The following is an 18,281-nucleotide window of genomic DNA, read 5'->3' as shown; positions in this document are numbered from 1 at the left end:
TGGGTTTTACTTATAAATTCAATGCATCCCAAAGAATCTCCACCGGATGCTTGGCTTTTCTACCTGTTCCATCAGCGATCTGATGTCTACAGGATGTACCGGGAGCAGCAATGATGGTTTCTGAATCAGCTTTTCTAACTGCTGGAAACAATACCAACTCACCTACCTGCTGAGAAACTTCAAAATGTTCTGCCTCATACCCAAAACTTCCCGCCATTCCACAGCATCCACTTGGAATCGTTTCAACTGAATAGTTTTTAGGAAGTGAAAGAATTTTTTGCGTCCAAACCATAGAGGACAATGCTTTTTGGTGACAATGGCCATGAAGTTTGATCTTCTGGCTTTTGGTAGTAAATAACTCCGGTTTGATATTTCCGGCAGCTGCTTCCTGAGCCAAAAATTCATCAATTAATTTCACATGGAATTTCAGTTTTTTAGCTGCTTCCACTAATTCCTTGCTTACAATGCGAGGATATTCATCTCTGAAACTCAAAATAGCAGAAGGTTCCAAACCAATCAATGGTGTGTTTCCATCAATCAATTCTGCAAATACCTTCACATTGGCTTCAGCATGCTTTTTTGCTTTTGGAAGTAGTCCTTTGGAAAGTGCTGATCTACCGCTTTCTTCATGAGCTACGATTTCAACCTCATAGCCCAGTTTTTTCAAAAGAGAAATCGCTTTAATTCCAATCTGGGTATCATTGTGGTTGGTAAACTCATCCACAAAAAAGTAAACCGATTTGATCGTTTTTGATGCTCCTGGAAGAGAAGCATAGTTTTTTTGATACCATTTACGAAGGCTTTGTGAACTAATGGAAGGTAGGTTTCTACTTGGCGCAACACCCAAGATGGATTTCATCAAACCACCCGTCAAACTATTGTTCAAGAAGAAATTGGCGATGCCTGGCACCTTTGCTCCAAGCTCGTTCAACTCATTGATATGAGCAAAAGCTTTGGATCGTAATGGAATCCCGTTGGTCTTTTGGTATTGGTAAAGAAATTCAGCTTTCAGACTTGCCATGTCCACATTGGATGGACATTCAGCGGTGCACCCCTTGCAACTCAGACATAGATCCATCGCCTCTTTGATCTCGGGATGATCAAATGCATTTTCCTTATTATCCATGGTCAAAAACTCCCGCAAGGTATTCGCTCGGCCTCTTGTGGTGTCCCGCTCATTTCGAGTGGCCATGAAACTTGGACACATCGTACCTCCCGAACCTGGAAGCTTTCTGCAATCTCCGGAACCATTGCATTTCTCTGCTAAGCGGAGAATACCTCCTACCTGCGAAAAATCCATCAGTGTTTTATGCTCAGGCGTACTTTGATCGGGCTCGTATCTGAGAAACTTATTCATCGGAGCTGCATCCACAATTTTGCCGGGATTAAAAATATTCTGTGGATCCCAAGTGAATTTCACTCGTCTGAAAAGTTCATAATTCCTCTCCCCTACCATCATTGGGATGAAAGCAGCTCTAACTCGTCCATCCCCATGCTCTCCACTTAGAGAACCTTGGTACTTTTTGACCAACTCAGCTGAAGCTTTTGATATTTGGTAGAACTCCTCCACATCCTTGGATTTTTTTAGATCCAAAATTGGGCGAAGGTGGATTTCTCCGGCACCAGCATGGGCATAATGAACAGGCTTTTGATTGAAGCCTTTCATCATCTCGTCCACTTCATCAATGTAATCCGCCAAATCAGCAATATCCACGGCTGTATCTTCGATGCAAGCAACTGCCTTTGGATCACCTGGAATATTTGCCAGCAAGCCAAGTCCCGCAGATCTCAATGCCCAAGCCGCTGAAACCATTGCTGGCTCAATAATCGGATAGGCATAGCCTAAGTTGTTTTTCTTTAAATCGTTGACCAAAGCCTCTCCCTTTGCCATGGCTTCTTCCAAGGTATGACCACGGAATTCCACCATCAATAATGCTTCAGGATCGCCTTCGACAAAATATCTATTCTTGGAGTATTCAATGCTTTCTTTGGTGCAGTCCAAAATGATTTTATCCATCAACTCCACCGCCGTGGCTGGATGCTTCATAGCCGTTTGGGATGCCACCATACTTTGATGGATTGTTTCAAAATGAGCAGCTACAACAATCTCAATCGGATCTGGCAAAGAATCTAAGCTGATTTTTATTTCTGTTGTGAATGCCAGGGTTCCTTCCGAACCAGTCAAAAGCTTACAGAAATTGAATTTCTCATTCCCTTCAAAAAGCTCTGACTTCAGCAATTCATCTACTGCATAACCTGTATTTCGTCGATGAATTGACTTTTTGGGGAACTGAGCATGGATTTCTTCTCTCGCTTCAGGGTTATTTAATTCATCGAAAATCTGCCGATAAATTTTCCCTTCCAGAGTTTGAAGCCCACATTTTCGGTCAAAATCATCTTGGGAAATCTCCTCAAAAACGGCAGAATTTCCATCACTTAAAATGGTATTGAGGGAAATTACTTTGTCCCGAGTTACTCCATAAACAATCGAAGTGGTACCGGAAGAATTATTACCCACCATACCTCCGATCATCGCACGGTTTGCAGTAGAAGTAATCGGACTGAAGAATAAGCCATGTGGCTTCAAAAAGCGATTTAATTCATCTCTTACCACTCCTGGCTGTACCCGCACCCATCGCTCCTCGACATTGAGTTCAAGTATTTTAGTGAAGTTCTTCGCCACATCTACCACAATCCCATTTCCAACACATTGACCTGCTAGAGACGTCCCTGCGGTTCTTGGAATCAAAGAAGTTCCGTTTTTCGAAGCAAAGTGGATTAGCTTCTGGATATCTGATTCTGATTTTGGAAAGGCAACTGCCAATGGGATTTCTCTATAAACAGAGGCGTCAGTGGCATAAAGGGTCTTCGTCAATGAATCTACATGCAGGGTTCCTTCCAGCTGGGCTGAAAGCTCCTGAAGCAAAGGCAATAGGTTAGTTTGGCTTGAACTCATGCTCAAAAATAGCTTTCCTAGGTAGATTTAAGAAACAAGAAAGAGGAAAGAATTTCATTTGGCCAATAATTAATTTATCCAAGGATTAATTCCCCAAACCAACTTTCAACGATGAATTTGAAAATTGAGCTTTTCCATCCTTTCTTTGTGTCAGTCACCATTTCTAATTCATGTTTTTCTACCTCTCCCAATTCCTGAGTTTTTTAGCGATGCCTTTGACGATCATCAGTATTTTGATTGTAATTGGAGCATTGTATGTAAAAAAGAAATGGGGAAAGAGGAGTCTTTGGACCGGAATTATTTTGCTTTGGTTCTTTACCAACCAGTTTATTGCAAATCAAGCCATGCTAGCTTGGGAACCTGATTTCAAAGAGTTTGATGATATCAAAACCCATGAATTTGGGATCGTTCTCACGGGTGTAACCAACCTGAGTAAAACGGCTTATGACCGTACTTTTTTTAATAAAGGAGCAGACCGAATCACCCATGCACTACAACTGTATAGAATGGGCAAAATCAAAAAAATTCTAATCACTGGTGGACAGGGCCTGAATCCGGTCAATCCTCAGTCGGAAGCTGAGTTATTGCAAAGATTTCTCTTAATGGCTGGGGTGCCCCAAGAAGATGTCATGATTGAAGATCAGGCGAAAAACACTGCCCAAAACGCACAGTTTACTAAGGAGTTTTTGGATAAAAATGGAATTGATACCAAGCAGGAATTCCTTTTAATAACTTCAGCATTTCATATGTATCGGGCAAAAGGCTGCTTCGATCAAGTTGGGTTAATAACAGAAACTTTCCCAACGGATTATTACAGTCACGATACTAAGTATGACTTTCCTGCTTTCGTCTACCCTAGTCCAACTTCATTAGACAACTGGCATAAATTAGTCAAAGAGTGGATAGGAATCCTGGTTTATAAAATGGTTGGATATATGTAAAATCACTCCCTTTTAAACCAAAAGGGAGTTTTTGATCGCTTTATGAAGGCTTGAATCTACTCCAACTTCCTTTCCAAACTGATCCCATTTACTTACTGCCAACTTTACTTTTTCGATCTTTTCCTGTGGTTTTTTAATATTCATCTTTTGGGCTATTTCCAAAAAGTCTGAGTCTCGAATATCTTCTCGTTTTCCGTTTACAGTGAGTGATTGTGAGCTCACCCAAATACTTCCTGGCCTATAGGCAAAGCAAATATCATAAGCTGGAGAGAGTCTCCATTTCCCATTCTGATCCATCAAAAAAGCAAAGTTCTTGGTATGATCATCACAATTTCTGGCAAGCACATTAAAGACCATTCGGATAAACAGTTGCTCGGCTTCAGGATAGGTGAGCCGCAACATTCTCATGGTTTCAAATACCTGCTCATAGCTGTATTCCCCTACCCGGTTGAAATCAAAATGCCTGATCCCACAGAGACTTTGCATGTGTATCTTCTCTCCTTTGTCAGTTCTGTCAAATCGCTTGGTCATAAAATGCGCTCGTCCATTTTCTTCCAGCAACCGACACTCAGTCATTTCAATTCCCGCTTCCAAAGCCATTAGATAATACGCCATTTCCACTCGGCCATAGCCCTCACTCGCTCCAAACTGAGAATCGTGCACTCCATCAAACTTGATGATCCAATAAGAGAATCCAGCTGGAGCTTTCACTTGACCACTTTTTACGGCTCCTGTCTTAGGGTTATAAGCAATAACAGCTTTGGCTCTGGCCCCACCTGCTGAAGTCCCGATTTTCAGAATATCAGTTAAGGCCTCTTGCTCTTGACTACTTAAGTCAGATTGAAAATCCTCTCGGGAATTAAGGATTTTACCCGCAATATTCACCAAGCTATCTATTTCCAAATTACTTGATTTTGCTGCCTCATTTCGTAAAGAAGGCTTTATCTCCAGCGCCCCAACCCCTCTTTTTCCAATAAAGCAAAGTTGCTCCACGGGATTAAGGCTATCGGCCGGCCTACCATTCTGAACAAGCCAGGTATTGATCAGTTGATTTCCATATTTATCCGGAAGCATGTCCGCCAAAAGACCCGGAAGACCCTTGAATGTATCAAAGACATCTCCTCTGGATTTTCGCAGTTCTGGAAATTGAAACACAGTTCTTCCTTGCGCCAAAGGCATTTTGATCGGTGAAATATCCAAACCCAATCGTAAAAATCCAGGACTAAACTCAAAGCTTGCCAGCTGCTGGCTCTCGTCCCAGAGAACCGCTCCTGCCAACTTATCCCAAAGCCAAATTTCTGCTGCTACTACCATTCTGAAGGAGGATTTTCTGCGGCTCTATCAGAATTGCGGACACGCTGACGCTCATGCTTCTTTTGAAGTTTGATGTATTCTATCGGGCTTATCGTTTGAGACAGTTCAAATTCTGCAAGCCAATCCAATTGATCTAAAACCCGCAGCACCTGAATCAAAGTGATCAAATTGACTTTCTCTCCCCGCTCCAATAAACTCAAAGTGGATCTACTGATTCCTGCATCAGAAGACAATTGGTCTTGAGACTTCTGCTGATTGATCCTGTGGTGTTTTACAAATGTACCGATCTGACGGAGAATTGCTGCATCACTTAAATTATGGTAATCCATTTATGAAATATCATTCGTTACATACAAAAATAAGAATTATGCATGATTTTTCATACAATTTTAAAAATAAATTATGAATTAAAAATCATTCATTAAATAAATAAAATTGAATTACCGAATGATAAATCATTCAATAAATAGATAAATTAAATAAACAGGATAAAGAAATTATTTCCCTAGCTTTTAAACAAAGCGGTACGGCTCCACTCCCACTTCCAATTCCAGCCCTTCTGTTCAAGCAAAATCGGATGATAAGCAATTGCAGCTTTGGCAGTAGGCGCATTAAAAAATCGCTGATCATCGGTTAAAATAGCTGTCTTCTTACCACTAGAATCTATAAAAATCAGATCCATTACAGCTGAAGGAATCTTTTTAGAATACCTGGAATCCATTGCTAATAACCTATTCTTTAAACTCCAATCTATTTCAAAATGCTTCAAATTAACCTCAGGAGAAACAATAAGTGGCTCTTTTAATTGATTTTGAACAAAGGTCAAAAACTCTTTTAGCAAAGCTAATCCGGGATTATTCACTTGAGAAGGACGAAAATCCTCAGGTAGAATGCTGCTGATCACATGCATCTTTTTCCTGGCCCGAGTAATGGCCACATTCAGGCGATTTTCAGCTCCTGATTTACCCAACAATCCAAAATTGGTCACCAACTTCCCTTCCCTATTCGGGGCGTAGCCCAAAGACAATATCACTTGATCAAACTCGTCACCCTGCACGTTTTCAATATTTCTAACTTTGATCCTGTCAGAATTTAAACCAGCCTTCCAAAGCAAATCCCGGATCAATTCCATTTGGAAATAGTTACCGGTAACGATTCCAATGGTGTCTTCAGAAGCATCAAAACCAATCTTTTTCACCATTTCAATAACTTCTACCGCTTCTATTCGATTGGTTTGATTTTCCCAAATTCCTTCAACTTTCATACAAGAAAAAGCCGGCTCTCCAGCTTCTACTGTCTTATAATCAGGTAAAATCTCCAATAGATTTTCGTAAAAATGGGAATTAGAAAAATGAATCAAAGCAGGATCAGCAGAACGATAATGCCCAGTCAACCGTCGCCTTTCAAAATAATATCCCGCAAGCTCCAATAAGGATTCTGATTCAAATTCAACTCCCTCTTCTTCCGACTCCCAAGTAACCTGGTAAAAATCAGAAGGCCTCAATTGTTTCGAATCACCTGCGACAACCACCTGCTTACCTCGAAGCATTGCCGGAAGCCCTCTTTCTACTTGGCACTGTGAGGCTTCATCAAAAATCACCAAGTCAAAATTCTGAGAAGCCGGAAAAAGAGCTGAAACTGTCTCAGGACTCGCAAGCCAACAAGGTAACAAGCGAAAAATCTCATCCTCAAATTCCTGAATCAGCTTACGAATAGGCCAACGTTGCTTCTTTTTATTCACCTGATGCGAAAGCTCTCTGTAGGTTGTACGATTTCCAAGTCTATTTTCCTCCAGATTCGAGCTCATTTGTTCGCGTAACCTCAACAATGCAAAATCCTGAGACCTCTTGCGCTTTTCCAGAATTGCTGTCTTCATCTCCTCCATTTCTTGAGCCAATTTTAGGCTTCCTGCTTCTGCTAGAAGTGGTTGGGTCTTTTCTAATTCAGAAATCCAACTTAAGTACCAAGAATCCTCGAAAAGCTGAAGTTGCTCTGAGGTCGAGTATTCCGCAAACTGCTCTTCCAAAACGGTTGCAAGTCGTTTTTTCGTGGAATCCCATTCATCCATAAATCGATCATAAGCTTGCAGATCAATAAAATCCTGATTCAGATTTGATTTATCGACTTCAAACTCTTTAAAAAGTAAGCGCTCAATTTGGGATGAGGTGAGGTAGTTTTTCCATCTGACGAGATCAGATTCAAATTTTCTGAACTCCTCTGATAAAAGTGAAACATGCTTCTGAAAATTTTCTGGGCTTTTGCCAAGGATCTCGGGCCCAATTATTCTTGAAATAACTTTTAATATATTTTCATTGGAAAGCCATTCTAAAACTTCATCAACCACTGCTTTGGTATTTCCTATTTGGGTTAATGACTTATCAAGATTTGAAAAATCCTTGAGCTCCTCAAGTTCAAGTTCAATTTCAGAAAGCTTAGATAGTTCAATAAAAGCCTGATTGATATCCTTCCTTCCAAACTTTTTCCCACTTGATTCTATCCAATTTGAGAATGCGTTATAATGCTTTTTCTTCCATGGAAGCAACATGCTCTTAAACCAAGAATCGAGTGCTTCAGCAAGTTCAATTTGCTCGGCTTTCAAAGCATCAAGCTCCTCTGGAATATCGAAATCCAGGGAATTTAGCTTTTGAACTGCTCTACTCAACGAATCTTGAACCTTATTCAAAAACTCATTCTTCTCTGAAGAAAAGGCGATTTCAAGCCCAAATTCGGGGTTTTTAAGAGTCTTGAATTCATTTAAAACCTGTTCAATTGATTTGCTAAATGGACCTTGAGCTATCAAGTTCCTCTTTTCTTTATTCAAAAAATTACTGTTCCAAATGCTAGGATTTGCTTGGAGATCATGCGATTCAATTTCTTCCAATACCTGCAAAAGCTGTTGAAAATTGATCGGTTGAAAGTGAGAAAAAGAAACTCGATTCTCCCAGAATGTGCCTTGAAACTTTGTTTTGTAAGATTTGAAAAGCTGGAACTCATTTTTAAATGACAGTGAATCCTCCCAGTTTAGTTGAGTAAGGAAAGGTGAGTCAAGCGTTTTACCTTTTGTATTTTGTGCCTGTAGATACATTGCCTTTATTGGAATCCCAGCTGCTGTCGTATCAATCAATGAATCTCGAAACTCTTCAAACTTGTCAGAAAGCTTTCGGATTGTTTTAGATTGAGTCGAGATTTCTCTTTCAAGGAAAATGGAATCTATTCCTCGATTAAGCTCCTGATACTTTTCAATGGAATCTATCTGGGATTTAATCTTTGCAAACAGGTTCTTCTGATCCGCTTTATAATCGTGAACCAATCCTAAAAACACTCCAAAACCCGCTTTTTCCATCCGTTCAAAAACCACATCCAAAGCCGCTCTTTTCTGAGAAACAACCAGAACTTTCTTTCCTCTGGCTATATAATCAGAGACAAGATTTGAAATCAATTGAGATTTACCAGTTCCAGGAGGACCTTCTACCACCAAGCTTTTTCCTTGTCTTACATCAAGAAGTACCTGTTCCTGCGAAGCATCCAAAGGAAAAACCGGAAACATCTTTTCCTCTGTAGGCTTTGTTTTTGATTTGACTTGAGCAAAATGATCTTGAAACAGTTCCTCTAAATTTATTTCTCCAAATCGCGATTGAAGGGATTCGTATTCACTAAATAAGAAACTTCCTTTTTGAGCATAAAGCCCAAGTAGACCATAAGGCTTTACGCTTACTTTCCCATCCTCAAAACGATTGATATCCAAACTCTTCTGAGAATTAGGGAAACTTACAATTTTATCTTCGAAAAGATTGGAACTCAGCTGAATCGAAAAATTCTCTTGAATGATTTTAGCTAATTCCGTCCTAAAGGTTACAGGATCTGAAGATAGACTCTCAAGAATATCTTCTATTTCCGAGTTAAAATTTAACTTATATGCATGCTGATATGCCAACAAAAAAGCAGGATTCCATTGCAAGTTACCATCCGGAATCAGTTGCCAAATTCCTTTTTCTTTCTCTATTGAGACAGGAAACATCAATAGAGGAGCCCTCACCAATTGCCCATTTAGTAGTTTCCCTTCTGCAAATAGCCAAGAAACATAAAGTGCCCGATCACCTGTCTCTTCCTGTGTTAGCTGATCTTTGAAACTTAATCTGGAGATAGATTTGGAAAGTAGGTTGGTTTTGGATTGCCTTGAGTCTGATTCTGGAAGAAGAGGAATGCGCTTCTTTTTTTGGATCAGCTTCCTTAGGATCCCAAACGAATTTTCTCCATTTAAAAAATCTAATTCCTGAAGGTCAATGAATCCGCTTCCTTCAATTTTTGGAATATACAATGACTTGTTTTTCGAAGACAAGTCTGTCAATCTATTCAGATACGTTTGAAAGATCGATTCCGCCATTTAATTGAAAGGGGAATCTGGTTCTTTGGCCATTTCCCGATAGACCATTCCATCCATTATGCCGGGAATCCATTTGTTTAAAAATACTGCCAGTTTCCCTTGAGTAGTCAGTACCAAGTCTCTTTTTCTTTTCTTTGTCGCCTTCAAAATCGCCTGAGCGACGTCTTCCGGAGACATCATATTGGCCTCATTCCTTGGAGATTCACCTTGAGTGGTGCCATTTGCGGTAAGTGCATTGCTTCGAATGTTTGATGCCGTAAATCCTGGAGAAGCCACCAATACGTGTACGCCCCGATGCATTACTTCTGTTCTCAGAGATTCAAAAAATCCATTCATGGCATATTTGCTAGCCGTATAGGCGGTTCTGGCTGGTGTTCCTCTGTAGCCATTTATGGAAGAAATCCCTATGATTGAGCCTTTATTTGCCATAATGGAAGGAAGGCAAAACTTGGTCGCATAGACTGTTCCCCAGAAATTGGTGTCCATCACCTTTCTAAAAACTTCCAAATCCAAGTCTTGAAATAATGCCCGCATAGAAATCCCGGCGTTATTGATCAGGACATCAATCTTTCCATATTTTGAAAGCACCTCCTCAGCCATTTTTTGATTATCTGATTCACTTCCAGCATCTGCCAAAATAGCCAATACATCAAAACCTGCCTCATCTAGAATTTTGCGCTCAACTTCCAGTTTCTCAGCATTCCTACCTGTTATTGCAAGCTTTGCTCCTTCCCTACCAAACGCATAAGCGCACGCAGCCCCAATTCCTGAAGTGGCTCCTGTGATGACTACGACTTTGTTCTTAAGTTCCATGGGTATACAATGTTCCAAAGATAGCTAAAACAAAAAAAAACGAAGGTAAGTGCCACCTTTTAGATAATGATTTTCTTAGCCACTTCGAATTTCCCTAATTTTGCGCCCATGTCGCGTAAAATGAAAAACAAAGTTGTCACAAATTTGACCATTGAGCGGATCGCCTCAGAGGGTAAATGTGTGGGACATCATGACGGAAAAGTCGTATTTGTCACCGGTGTAGCACCAGGTGATGTGGTAGATGTAAGGATCACTAAGGGAAAAAGCTCCTTTATGGAAGGAGAGCCTGTCCATTTTCATCAATACTCCAAAGATCGAATCGAGCCATTTTGCCCGCATTTTGGAACCTGCGGTGGTTGTAAATGGCAACATATCAACTATGACTTGCAGAAAAACTACAAGCGTCAGCAAGTATTAGATCAATTTCAAAGGATCGCCAAAGTGGAAATTCCTGAGGTTTTACCAATCCTTGGATCTGAAAAGACCCGATACTATAGAAATAAGCTCGATTTTACCTTCAGCAATAAGAAATGGTTGACTTTAGAGCAAATCAGGTCCGAAGAGGACTTTGATCGAAATGCTTTAGGTTTCCATATTCCTAAAATGTTTGATAAAATCATTGATATCGATCATTGTTACCTGCAAGGAGGAATTTCCAATGAGGTCAGAAATGAATTGAGAGCTTTTGCCCTGGAAAAGAACTACTCCTTTTATGATATCAGGAATCAGGTAGGTCTTCTCCGAAATCTGATTATCAGAACTACCACTACTAACCAAACCATGGTCATTGTCCAGTTTGGTGAATCTGATCCGGAAAGGATTCAGGAAGTAATGGAGTTTTTGAAAAACAGATTCCCTGAAATCACTTCTCTGCTCTATGTCATTAACACCAAAGGCAATGAGACATTCCACGATCTGGAACTGATTACCTCCTCAGGTTTGCCTTACATAGAAGAAGAAATGGAAGGCCTGAAATTCCAAATTGGTCCTAAGTCTTTTTATCAGACTAACTCTGAACAAGCATACGAATTGTACAAAGTAGCACGTGATTTTGCAGACCTGAAAGGGGATGAAATTGTCTATGATTTGTACACTGGAACAGGTACGATTGCCAACTTTTTAGCGAAGCAAGCGAAGCAGGTAATTGGGGTTGAATATGTCGCTGCAGCAATTGAAGATGCCAAGGTAAATTCACAAATAAATGGCATTGAAAATACCCTCTTTTATGCGGGTGATATGAAGGATATTTTGAATGAAGATTTCATCCAAAATCATGCTGCTCCAGACGTCATAATTACCGATCCACCTCGAGCCGGAATGGATGAAAAAGTAGTCCAAATGCTACTCCGTTTAGCAGCTCCAAAAGTGGTATATGTCTCTTGTAATCCTGCGACGCAGGCGAGAGATTTAGCACTTTTAGGGGAAAAATATCAAGTGCAAAAAGTGCAGCCAGTGGACATGTTTCCACAAACATATCATGTAGAAAATGTCGTACTCTTAACTCTCAAAAAATGATTTCAGATTTCAATGATCCCGAATTGAGTGGAAAATATTTGGGCACGATCACCCAGGATTTTGTCAAAATATCTGACACTTTAAAAGAAGCTTCCTATCAAATCCGATCCAGAAAATTTTCAGATTATCCGATTTTTCCGATCTCAAAAGAGATGCAACCTATAGGTAAAATATTTTTAGGCAAGGCTGAAAAAGACCTAGATTGGAATTACTTCATCACCTATGTTGATGAATTTGTCCAGCGAAAACTGATAGGTGAAGAAGCACTGGAAGACTTCAAAAAATCCTATAAAGATCCAGATGAATTTTGCTGCTTATTCGTCATGGATGGGGCTTTTACGAGTTTCGTATACATCCCTTATCCCAACGATTGACCCTAAGTATGCTCATAAAAAAAGCTTTACCTTTAATTTAGGTAAAGCTTTTTTATTTTATGACTTTCAGTTAATTATGATTACATATATTAAGTCATCATTAACTACTTACACTACTTAGTTTTTATTTTTAAAATTACTTAAGTACCCTAAAAATGCTTCCATCCTTGGGCTTTGATCTGAACAGCAGTTCCACTCTTCGTCACTAAGAATTTACCTTCTTCAGCTTTGGTGATATGACCGATAAAATGGATGTCCGGATGCTTCTCTAATTTGGCAAAATCATTCTGGCTTATTGTAAAGAGAAGTTCATAATCTTCGCCTCCATTCAACACACAAGTTATCGGATCAAGATTTAACTCTACTGCCGTATCGAAGGTCTGTTTGTCGATTGGAAGTTTGTCTTCGTAGATGGTTGCCCCTACCCCAGAGGCCTTGCAGATATGGAAAATTTCAGAAGCCAATCCATCCGAAATATCCATCATGCTAGTTGGCACAACTCCTAGTTCTCTGAGCTCATGAACGATGTCCATTCTGGCATCTGGTCTTAGTTGTCTACCGGTTACAACAGTGTACTTTTCCAAGTCTGGCTTCATATCCGGATTAGCTAAAAACACCTGTTTTTCCCGCTCTAAAATCTGCAGTCCAACAAGAGCGGCACCAAGGTCTCCGGTCACGCAAAGAATGTCATTTTCCTTGGCTCCAGAACGGTAAGAAATCTGCTCTTTTTTTGCCTCTCCGATCGCCGTAATTGAGATGGCTAAACCTGACCTAGAAGCAGTCGTATCTCCCCCAATTAAGTCCACTCCATAATGATCACATGCAGCATAAATTCCTTCGTATAATGCCTCCACCGCTTCTAAAGAAAATCGGTTGGAAAGTGCAATACTTACCGTGATTTGTTTAGGTATTGCATTCATCGCTGCAATGTCAGAAACGTTCACCGCAACAGCCTTAAATCCCAAGTGAGGAAGTGGTGCATAGGAAAGATCAAAATGAACTCCTTCCATCAATAAATCTGTGGAAATAACTTTAACATGATCGCCTGCATCAATGACAGCCGCGTCATCCCCTATCCCTTTCAGACTGGAAGAATTTTTAATTGTTACTTTTTTGCTGAGTCGATCAATTAATCCAAACTCACCTAAATCACTTATTTCTGTTCTTTTTTCTGACATAATATTTTTCTCTCGCGACCACGCTACGTCGCAACGGTTTAATTCTTTATTGATTTTTTATTAAATGCTTCTTTATAAACTCCGACTGAACCTAAACCTGGCAAACAAACTGTCCATACATTATCGCCCATTACAATCTGAATAACAAGTCTGCGATTGTTTACAACCTACCCTGCTTACTGTTCACTGTTTTCTGCGACTGCTTACTGCGACTGCCTTCTGAAATCTCCTGACACAATTCCACCAAAACCCCATTCGTGCTTCTGGGATGCAAAAATACCACTAATTTATTGTCTGCACCTAGTTTTGGAGTCTCATTCAAGATTTCGAAGCCTTCGTTTTTCAGCCTTTCTACCTCAGCCTGAATATCTTCCACATCAAAAGCGATATGATGCACTCCTTCTGACTTTCGTTCAATAAATTTAGAAATAGGGCTATCGGGTCTTATAGCTTGTAATAGCTCAACTTTGGTCTGTCCTACTTGAAAAAAGGATGTTTCCACTCCTTCTCCATCCACGATCTCCGTCTTAAAATGCTCTTTACCCAACAAACTGGCAAAAAGAGCATTGGATTTTTCTAAATCTGCCACAGCTATCCCGATATGTTCGATTTTCCTCATTTTTAAATTTCTTATATTTGTGGTTGAATTATTTCCAAGGGAAAGATGTTTCCATCTCGACCTGATAATTGAATTTAAAGTAAAAGCATAAAGATATGATAATCGTTTCTGACAAAGCGAAAGAGCGAATCCTCGAACTCAAAAAAGAAGAGGGACGTGCAGAGGGAGAAAACATCCGTGTTTCGGTAAAAGGCGGAGGTTGTTCAGGATTAATGTACGATCTTGGTTTTGATGCCAATACAGTAGAAACCGACCATATTTTCGAAGATAAAGGTGTGAAAATCATCGTAGATAGAAAAAGTTTGCTGTATCTTGCTGGAACAACATTGGAATTTTCCGATGGATTAAATGGAAAAGGATTTCAATTTATCAATCCAAATGCCTCAAGAACATGCGGATGTGGTGAGAGTTTCTCCATTTAAAACCCATTTAACGAACTCACAAAAGACAGCCCGAAAGCTGTCTTTTTTTGTTTTCGCTAGTTCAATCTAAGGCACTTTATATCCTACCTTGACTTTTTGATCCTTCAATTCTCCAAAATCCACCTCATTCCTTACCTTTGCCCACGAAAAATTAACCCCAAATATGGAAGAGCAAATCAAAAAAATTCAACTTAATGACCTGCACGCTGCCCTAGGTGGTAAAATGGTGCCTTTTGCCGGATACAACATGCCGGTTCGCTACAGTTCAGATAATGAAGAGCATCTCTGTGTCAGAAATGGAGTTGGAGTTTTTGATGTATCCCACATGGGAGAGTTTATGGTTGAAGGACCAGAGGCTTTGAACTTAATTCAAAAAGTAACTTCAAACGACGCATCTAAGCTAGTAGAGGGCCAAGCTCAGTATTCCTGCTTCCCAAATGAAACTGGCGGAATCGTTGATGATTTGATCGTTTACAAGTTTTCTGATGAAAAATACATGTTGGTGGTGAATGCTTCCAATATCGATAAGGATTGGGCTTGGGTGAACAAGTTCAACACCATGGGAGCTAAATTGACTAATATCTCTGATGAGATTTCACTTTTTGCTGTGCAAGGTCCAAAGGCAATCGAAGCCGTTCAGTCTTTAACTCCGGTAAATCTTTCGGAAGTAAAATTCTATCATTTTACCGTAGGTGAATTTGCAGGCGTGAAAGACGTGATCATTTCCGGAACTGGTTACACTGGCGCTGGAGGCTTTGAAATCTATGTGAAGAATGAAGATGCAGAACACGTTTGGAAGGCAATTTTCGAAGCTGGAAAGGACTTTGATATCAAGCCAATCGGTTTGGGAGCAAGAGATACCTTGAGATTAGAAATGGGGTATTGCCTTTATGGAAATGACATCACAGACACTACATCGCCACTAGAAGCTGGTTTGGGTTGGATTACCAAGTTCACCAAGGACTTTACCAATTCAGAAGCTCTGAAAGCCCAAAAAGAAGCTGGAGTTTCCAGAAAATTAGTTGGCTTTATCATGCAAGAGAGAGGTATCCCTAGAGGCCACTACCCTATTGTGGACGCTGCAGGCGAAGTAATCGGTGAGGTAACTTCAGGAACTCAATCTCCAAGCATGGGAGTAGGAATCGGTCTAGGCTACGTGAAAACTGAGTTTTCTAAACCAGGAACTGAAATCTTCATTCAGGTAAGAAATAAAAACTTAAAGGCTCAGGTAGAAAAACTACCGCTTTTGAAATCCTAAAATTTCATGAGAAAAGTAGAAATCTGCTTTAGCCCAGAGTTAATCCATTTACATTCTTTAAAAGGTAAAATCGTGGTGGTGGTCGATATTTTCCGTGCCACCTCCACGATGATATCCGCATTGGCCAATGGAATCACTGAAATCCGAACTTTCGCAGATCTGGAAGAATGCAGGGCAATGAAAGAGCAGGATTTTTTGATAGCAGGAGAAAGAAACGGATTGACTGCTCCAGGTTTTGAAATGGGAAATTCTCCAGTGGCCTATCTAAATAGCAAATACGAGGGGAGAAAATTAGCTATGACCACGACTAATGGAACCTTGGCCATTTCAAAATCTGCTGAAGCTGATGAAATTCTAATTGGAGCTTTTCCAAATCTCAGTGCCACGATCCAATACCTTCAAGGGAAAGACAAAGATGTGCTGATTCATTGTGCTGGATGGAAGGGAATGTTTAATCTCGAGGATTCTCTTTACGCCGGAGCTTTGGTAAAAAGTCTGGAATCAAGTCATGAGGCCTCAGAGGATGGAGCTTTGGCAATGAAAGCCTTATTTGAAAAGGAAGGGCATGATTTGAAAGGATTTCTTTCTCAAGCCTCTCATGCAAAAAGACTGCAAAATCACAACATTGAATCTGATATTGATTTCTGCCTTACATTGGATTTGTTTTCTATCATAGGAAAGGTGGAAAATGGAGTTCTAAAGAGCAAGGAAGTGTAATTCATTAAAAGACCAATATCCATAGACCGCTAGTCTAAATAACATTCTTTTCAAAACCCGTTCGACCAATACTTTTTGGGTTCAGGTCATAGCACTATTTTTTTCTGTTTCTGGAAATAAAGAATTTTTCACTCTGTTTGCCTTTAGATGAAGTTTGGTATTGAAAAAGCCATAATTGCATTAAATTTAATTTTCTTTCCTCCTGAAAGTCAGGCATTAGAAAAGTAAACATTGAGCATTTTTAATGCTTGAATCGAATTTAACTAAGCAATAAACCCATGAATAGGATCTTAGCCTTCACGATTTTTCTATTGTTTTATTTTACAGGAAGCTCCTTTGCCCAGACACCCACTAAGAAACCAAACATCCTTTTTATTGCAGTTGATGATCTTCGATCAGAATTGGGTCATTTTGGAAACACGAAAATCCAAACCCCAAATTTAGACCAGCTAGCGAACTCTGCTGTCAGCTTTACCAATCATTTCGTGCAAGTTCCCACATGTGGAGCTTCAAGGGCTGCTATGCTCACCGGAACTAGGCCTAGAAGAACTGTGGAACTCAACAACCTCATCATGCAAAATGAGTTTCCGAAAAAAGCAGAAAATGAAATCCCGGAAACCTTTATCCATCACTTGAAAAGAAATGGCTACCACACCGTTGGAATTGGCAAAATCAGTCACTCTGCCGATGGATATGTCTATGAATATGAAGAGGAGGTTTCAAATCAAAGAGAATTACCATATAGCTGGGACGAACTTCTTTTCGATGCCGGAAAATGGAAAACTGGCTGGAATGCCTTCTTTGCCTATGCTGATGGTGAAAACCGTCAAAGTATGAATAGACAAGTCAGGCCTTATGAAGCTGGTGAGGTAGATGATTTAGGTTATCCCGATGGTTTGACAACACAACTTGCCATTGCTAAACTGAAAGAATTAAAGGACAGCGACAAGCCATTTTTTCTGGGAGTTGGCTTATTCAAGCCCCATCTTCCATTTACATCTCCTAAAAAGTATTGGGATCTGTATGACGAAGAAAGCATTCCTGCTGCACTGAATCCAACCAAGCCAAAGAATGTTTCAGAAAGCAGTCTTTTGCCTAGTGGCGAGTTTAATCAATATGCCTTAGGAGAAGAACATCCTGATCTAGAGAAAGTGGCTTCCCAAGCTTATGCAAAAAAAATAAAGCATGCCTATTATGCTGCTGCTTCTTATTCAGATGCACAAATTGGATTGCTGCTTGCTGAATTGAAGGCCTTAAATCTAGATGAAAATACGATAGTGATTGTTTGGGGAGATCATGGTTGGCATTTGGGTGAACAGCAAGTCTGGGGAAAGCATACCTTGTTTGAAAATGCTTTAAATAGTGCTCTGATCATTAAGATCCCAGGAAAAGAAGAAAAAGCCAGAATCGAAAATAGCATAGTAGAATCAGTAGACATTTATCCAACCATCCTAGAATTAACAGGTATAGAAAGCCCTTATACATTGGATGGGGAAAGCTTGGTGCCCTTAATTCAGCAGGAAGTGAAACCAGAAAATCAAACAGCATACGGCTATTTCAAACAAGGAATTACTGTCAGAAATGAGCGTTACAGGCTGACCAAATACTTCCGAAACCAAGGACCTACCATTGAACTCTACGATCATCAAAATGACCCATTGGAGACAATCAATATCGCTGCAGAAAACCCAGAAATTGTAGCGAACCTGATGCCTTTGCTAGAGAAAGGGAACACAGGATTGTATGAAAAAAATAAAAGTGATAACTAATTTTTAATTTATTTTTTAACT

At 40.0% G+C, this 18,281-nt stretch carries 14 protein-coding genes; 7 read left to right on the top strand and 7 right to left on the bottom strand.

The window, feature by feature from the left end; all coding sequences use genetic code 11:
- Window positions 1-10: 10 nt before the first annotated feature.
- On the bottom strand, window positions 11-2,956 hold the full coding sequence (locus J0A69_RS09785) for an FAD-binding and (Fe-S)-binding domain-containing protein (protein WP_206586374.1): 2,946 nt from the start codon (window positions 2,954-2,956) through the stop codon (window positions 11-13).
- Window positions 2,957-3,126: 170 nt separating this feature from the next.
- On the opposite strand from J0A69_RS09785, the gene J0A69_RS09780 reads away from it, so the two are divergent.
- Window positions 3,127-3,897 (top strand): YdcF family protein, encoded by a 771-nt coding sequence (locus J0A69_RS09780; protein ID WP_206586373.1) that lies wholly within the window; start codon window positions 3,127-3,129, stop codon window positions 3,895-3,897.
- Between the two features lie 12 nt (window positions 3,898-3,909).
- On the opposite strand, the gene J0A69_RS09775 is transcribed toward J0A69_RS09780, so the two are convergent.
- The 4 genes from J0A69_RS09775 to J0A69_RS09760 form a co-directional block, all read right to left on the bottom strand.
- Window positions 3,910-5,211 carry a type II toxin-antitoxin system HipA family toxin gene (locus tag J0A69_RS09775; protein WP_206586372.1) on the bottom strand — a complete coding sequence of 434 codons (1,302 nt, stop codon included), beginning with the start codon at window positions 5,209-5,211 and terminating at the stop codon, window positions 3,910-3,912.
- Window positions 5,205-5,540, bottom strand: coding sequence for a helix-turn-helix domain-containing protein (locus J0A69_RS09770; RefSeq protein WP_206586371.1), 336 nt, complete (start codon window positions 5,538-5,540; stop codon window positions 5,205-5,207). Before J0A69_RS09770 ends, J0A69_RS09775 begins: the two co-directional genes overlap by 7 nt.
- Before the next feature lie 176 nt (window positions 5,541-5,716).
- On the bottom strand, window positions 5,717-9,595 hold the full coding sequence (locus J0A69_RS09765; RefSeq protein ID WP_206586370.1) for an AAA domain-containing protein: 3,879 nt from the start codon (window positions 9,593-9,595) through the stop codon (window positions 5,717-5,719).
- Window positions 9,596-10,408 (bottom strand): SDR family oxidoreductase, encoded by an 813-nt coding sequence (locus J0A69_RS09760; protein WP_206586369.1) that lies wholly within the window; start codon window positions 10,406-10,408, stop codon window positions 9,596-9,598.
- 108 nt (window positions 10,409-10,516) lie between these two features.
- Here J0A69_RS09760 and rlmD point away from each other — a divergent pair, with 108 nt between their 5' ends.
- A complete protein-coding gene (gene rlmD, locus J0A69_RS09755; RefSeq protein ID WP_206586368.1) occupies window positions 10,517-11,923 on the top strand; it encodes a 23S rRNA (uracil(1939)-C(5))-methyltransferase RlmD in 1,407 nt (468 codons plus the stop codon).
- The gene (locus tag J0A69_RS09750; RefSeq protein WP_206586367.1) at window positions 11,920-12,297 is read left to right on the top strand and encodes a hypothetical protein; all 378 of its coding nucleotides are present in this window, start codon (window positions 11,920-11,922) and stop codon (window positions 12,295-12,297) included. Before rlmD ends, J0A69_RS09750 begins: the two co-directional genes overlap by 4 nt.
- A 149-nt stretch (window positions 12,298-12,446) precedes the next feature.
- Here J0A69_RS09750 and thiL read toward each other — a convergent pair whose 3' ends face one another.
- Together thiL and mce are read right to left on the bottom strand one after the other, a co-directional pair.
- A complete protein-coding gene (thiL, locus tag J0A69_RS09745; protein WP_206586366.1) occupies window positions 12,447-13,475 on the bottom strand; it encodes a thiamine-phosphate kinase in 1,029 nt (342 codons plus the stop codon).
- A 160-nt stretch (window positions 13,476-13,635) separates the two neighbouring features.
- Window positions 13,636-14,094: a methylmalonyl-CoA epimerase gene (gene mce, locus J0A69_RS09740; protein ID WP_206586365.1), complete on the bottom strand. Its 459-nt coding sequence runs from the start codon at window positions 14,092-14,094 to the stop codon at window positions 13,636-13,638.
- A 95-nt stretch (window positions 14,095-14,189) separates the two neighbouring features.
- On the opposite strand from mce, the gene J0A69_RS09735 reads away from it, so the two are divergent.
- The 4 genes from J0A69_RS09735 (at window position 14,190) to J0A69_RS09720 (ending at window position 18,260) form a co-directional block, all read left to right on the top strand.
- Window positions 14,190-14,516, top strand: coding sequence for a HesB/IscA family protein (locus tag J0A69_RS09735; protein ID WP_206586364.1), 327 nt, complete (start codon window positions 14,190-14,192; stop codon window positions 14,514-14,516).
- Between the two features lie 163 nt (window positions 14,517-14,679).
- Window positions 14,680-15,774 (top strand): glycine cleavage system aminomethyltransferase GcvT, encoded by a 1,095-nt coding sequence (gene gcvT / locus J0A69_RS09730; protein WP_206586363.1) that lies wholly within the window; start codon window positions 14,680-14,682, stop codon window positions 15,772-15,774.
- Between the two features lie 6 nt (window positions 15,775-15,780).
- Window positions 15,781-16,491 carry a 2-phosphosulfolactate phosphatase gene (locus J0A69_RS09725; RefSeq protein WP_206586362.1) on the top strand — a complete coding sequence of 237 codons (711 nt, stop codon included), beginning with the start codon at window positions 15,781-15,783 and terminating at the stop codon, window positions 16,489-16,491.
- Between the two features lie 278 nt (window positions 16,492-16,769).
- Window positions 16,770-18,260, top strand: a complete 1,491-nt coding sequence (locus J0A69_RS09720; protein WP_206586361.1) for a sulfatase — start codon at window positions 16,770-16,772, stop codon at window positions 18,258-18,260.
- The last annotated feature ends 21 nt before the right edge of the window (window positions 18,261-18,281 follow it).

Origin of the sequence: Algoriphagus pacificus (genome assembly GCF_017254845.1) — a bacterium.
GTDB classification, from domain to species: domain Bacteria; phylum Bacteroidota; class Bacteroidia; order Cytophagales; family Cyclobacteriaceae; genus Algoriphagus; species Algoriphagus pacificus.
This window is presented reverse-complemented; position numbering and strand designations above follow the sequence as displayed.

Bases quoted from the DNA above. Each gene is read 5' to 3' on its own strand.
- J0A69_RS09785 (WP_206586374.1), bottom strand. From the start codon at position 2,956: ATGAGTTCAAGCCAAACTAACCTATTGCCTTTGCTTCAGGAGCTTTCA.
- J0A69_RS09780 (WP_206586373.1), top strand. From the start codon at position 3,127: ATGTTTTTCTACCTCTCCCAATTCCTGAGTTTTTTAGCGATGCCTTTG.
- J0A69_RS09775 (WP_206586372.1), bottom strand. From the start codon at position 5,211: ATGGTAGTAGCAGCAGAAATTTGGCTTTGGGATAAGTTGGCAGGAGCG.
- J0A69_RS09770 (WP_206586371.1), bottom strand. From the start codon at position 5,540: ATGGATTACCATAATTTAAGTGATGCAGCAATTCTCCGTCAGATCGGT.
- J0A69_RS09765 (WP_206586370.1), bottom strand. From the start codon at position 9,595: ATGGCGGAATCGATCTTTCAAACGTATCTGAATAGATTGACAGACTTG.
- J0A69_RS09760 (WP_206586369.1), bottom strand. From the start codon at position 10,408: ATGGAACTTAAGAACAAAGTCGTAGTCATCACAGGAGCCACTTCAGGA.
- rlmD (WP_206586368.1), top strand. From the start codon at position 10,517: ATGTCGCGTAAAATGAAAAACAAAGTTGTCACAAATTTGACCATTGAG.
- J0A69_RS09750 (WP_206586367.1), top strand. From the start codon at position 11,920: ATGATTTCAGATTTCAATGATCCCGAATTGAGTGGAAAATATTTGGGC.
- thiL (WP_206586366.1), bottom strand. From the start codon at position 13,475: ATGTCAGAAAAAAGAACAGAAATAAGTGATTTAGGTGAGTTTGGATTA.
- mce (WP_206586365.1), bottom strand. From the start codon at position 14,094: ATGAGGAAAATCGAACATATCGGGATAGCTGTGGCAGATTTAGAAAAA.
- J0A69_RS09735 (WP_206586364.1), top strand. From the start codon at position 14,190: ATGATAATCGTTTCTGACAAAGCGAAAGAGCGAATCCTCGAACTCAAA.
- gcvT (WP_206586363.1), top strand. From the start codon at position 14,680: ATGGAAGAGCAAATCAAAAAAATTCAACTTAATGACCTGCACGCTGCC.
- J0A69_RS09725 (WP_206586362.1), top strand. From the start codon at position 15,781: ATGAGAAAAGTAGAAATCTGCTTTAGCCCAGAGTTAATCCATTTACAT.
- J0A69_RS09720 (WP_206586361.1), top strand. From the start codon at position 16,770: ATGAATAGGATCTTAGCCTTCACGATTTTTCTATTGTTTTATTTTACA.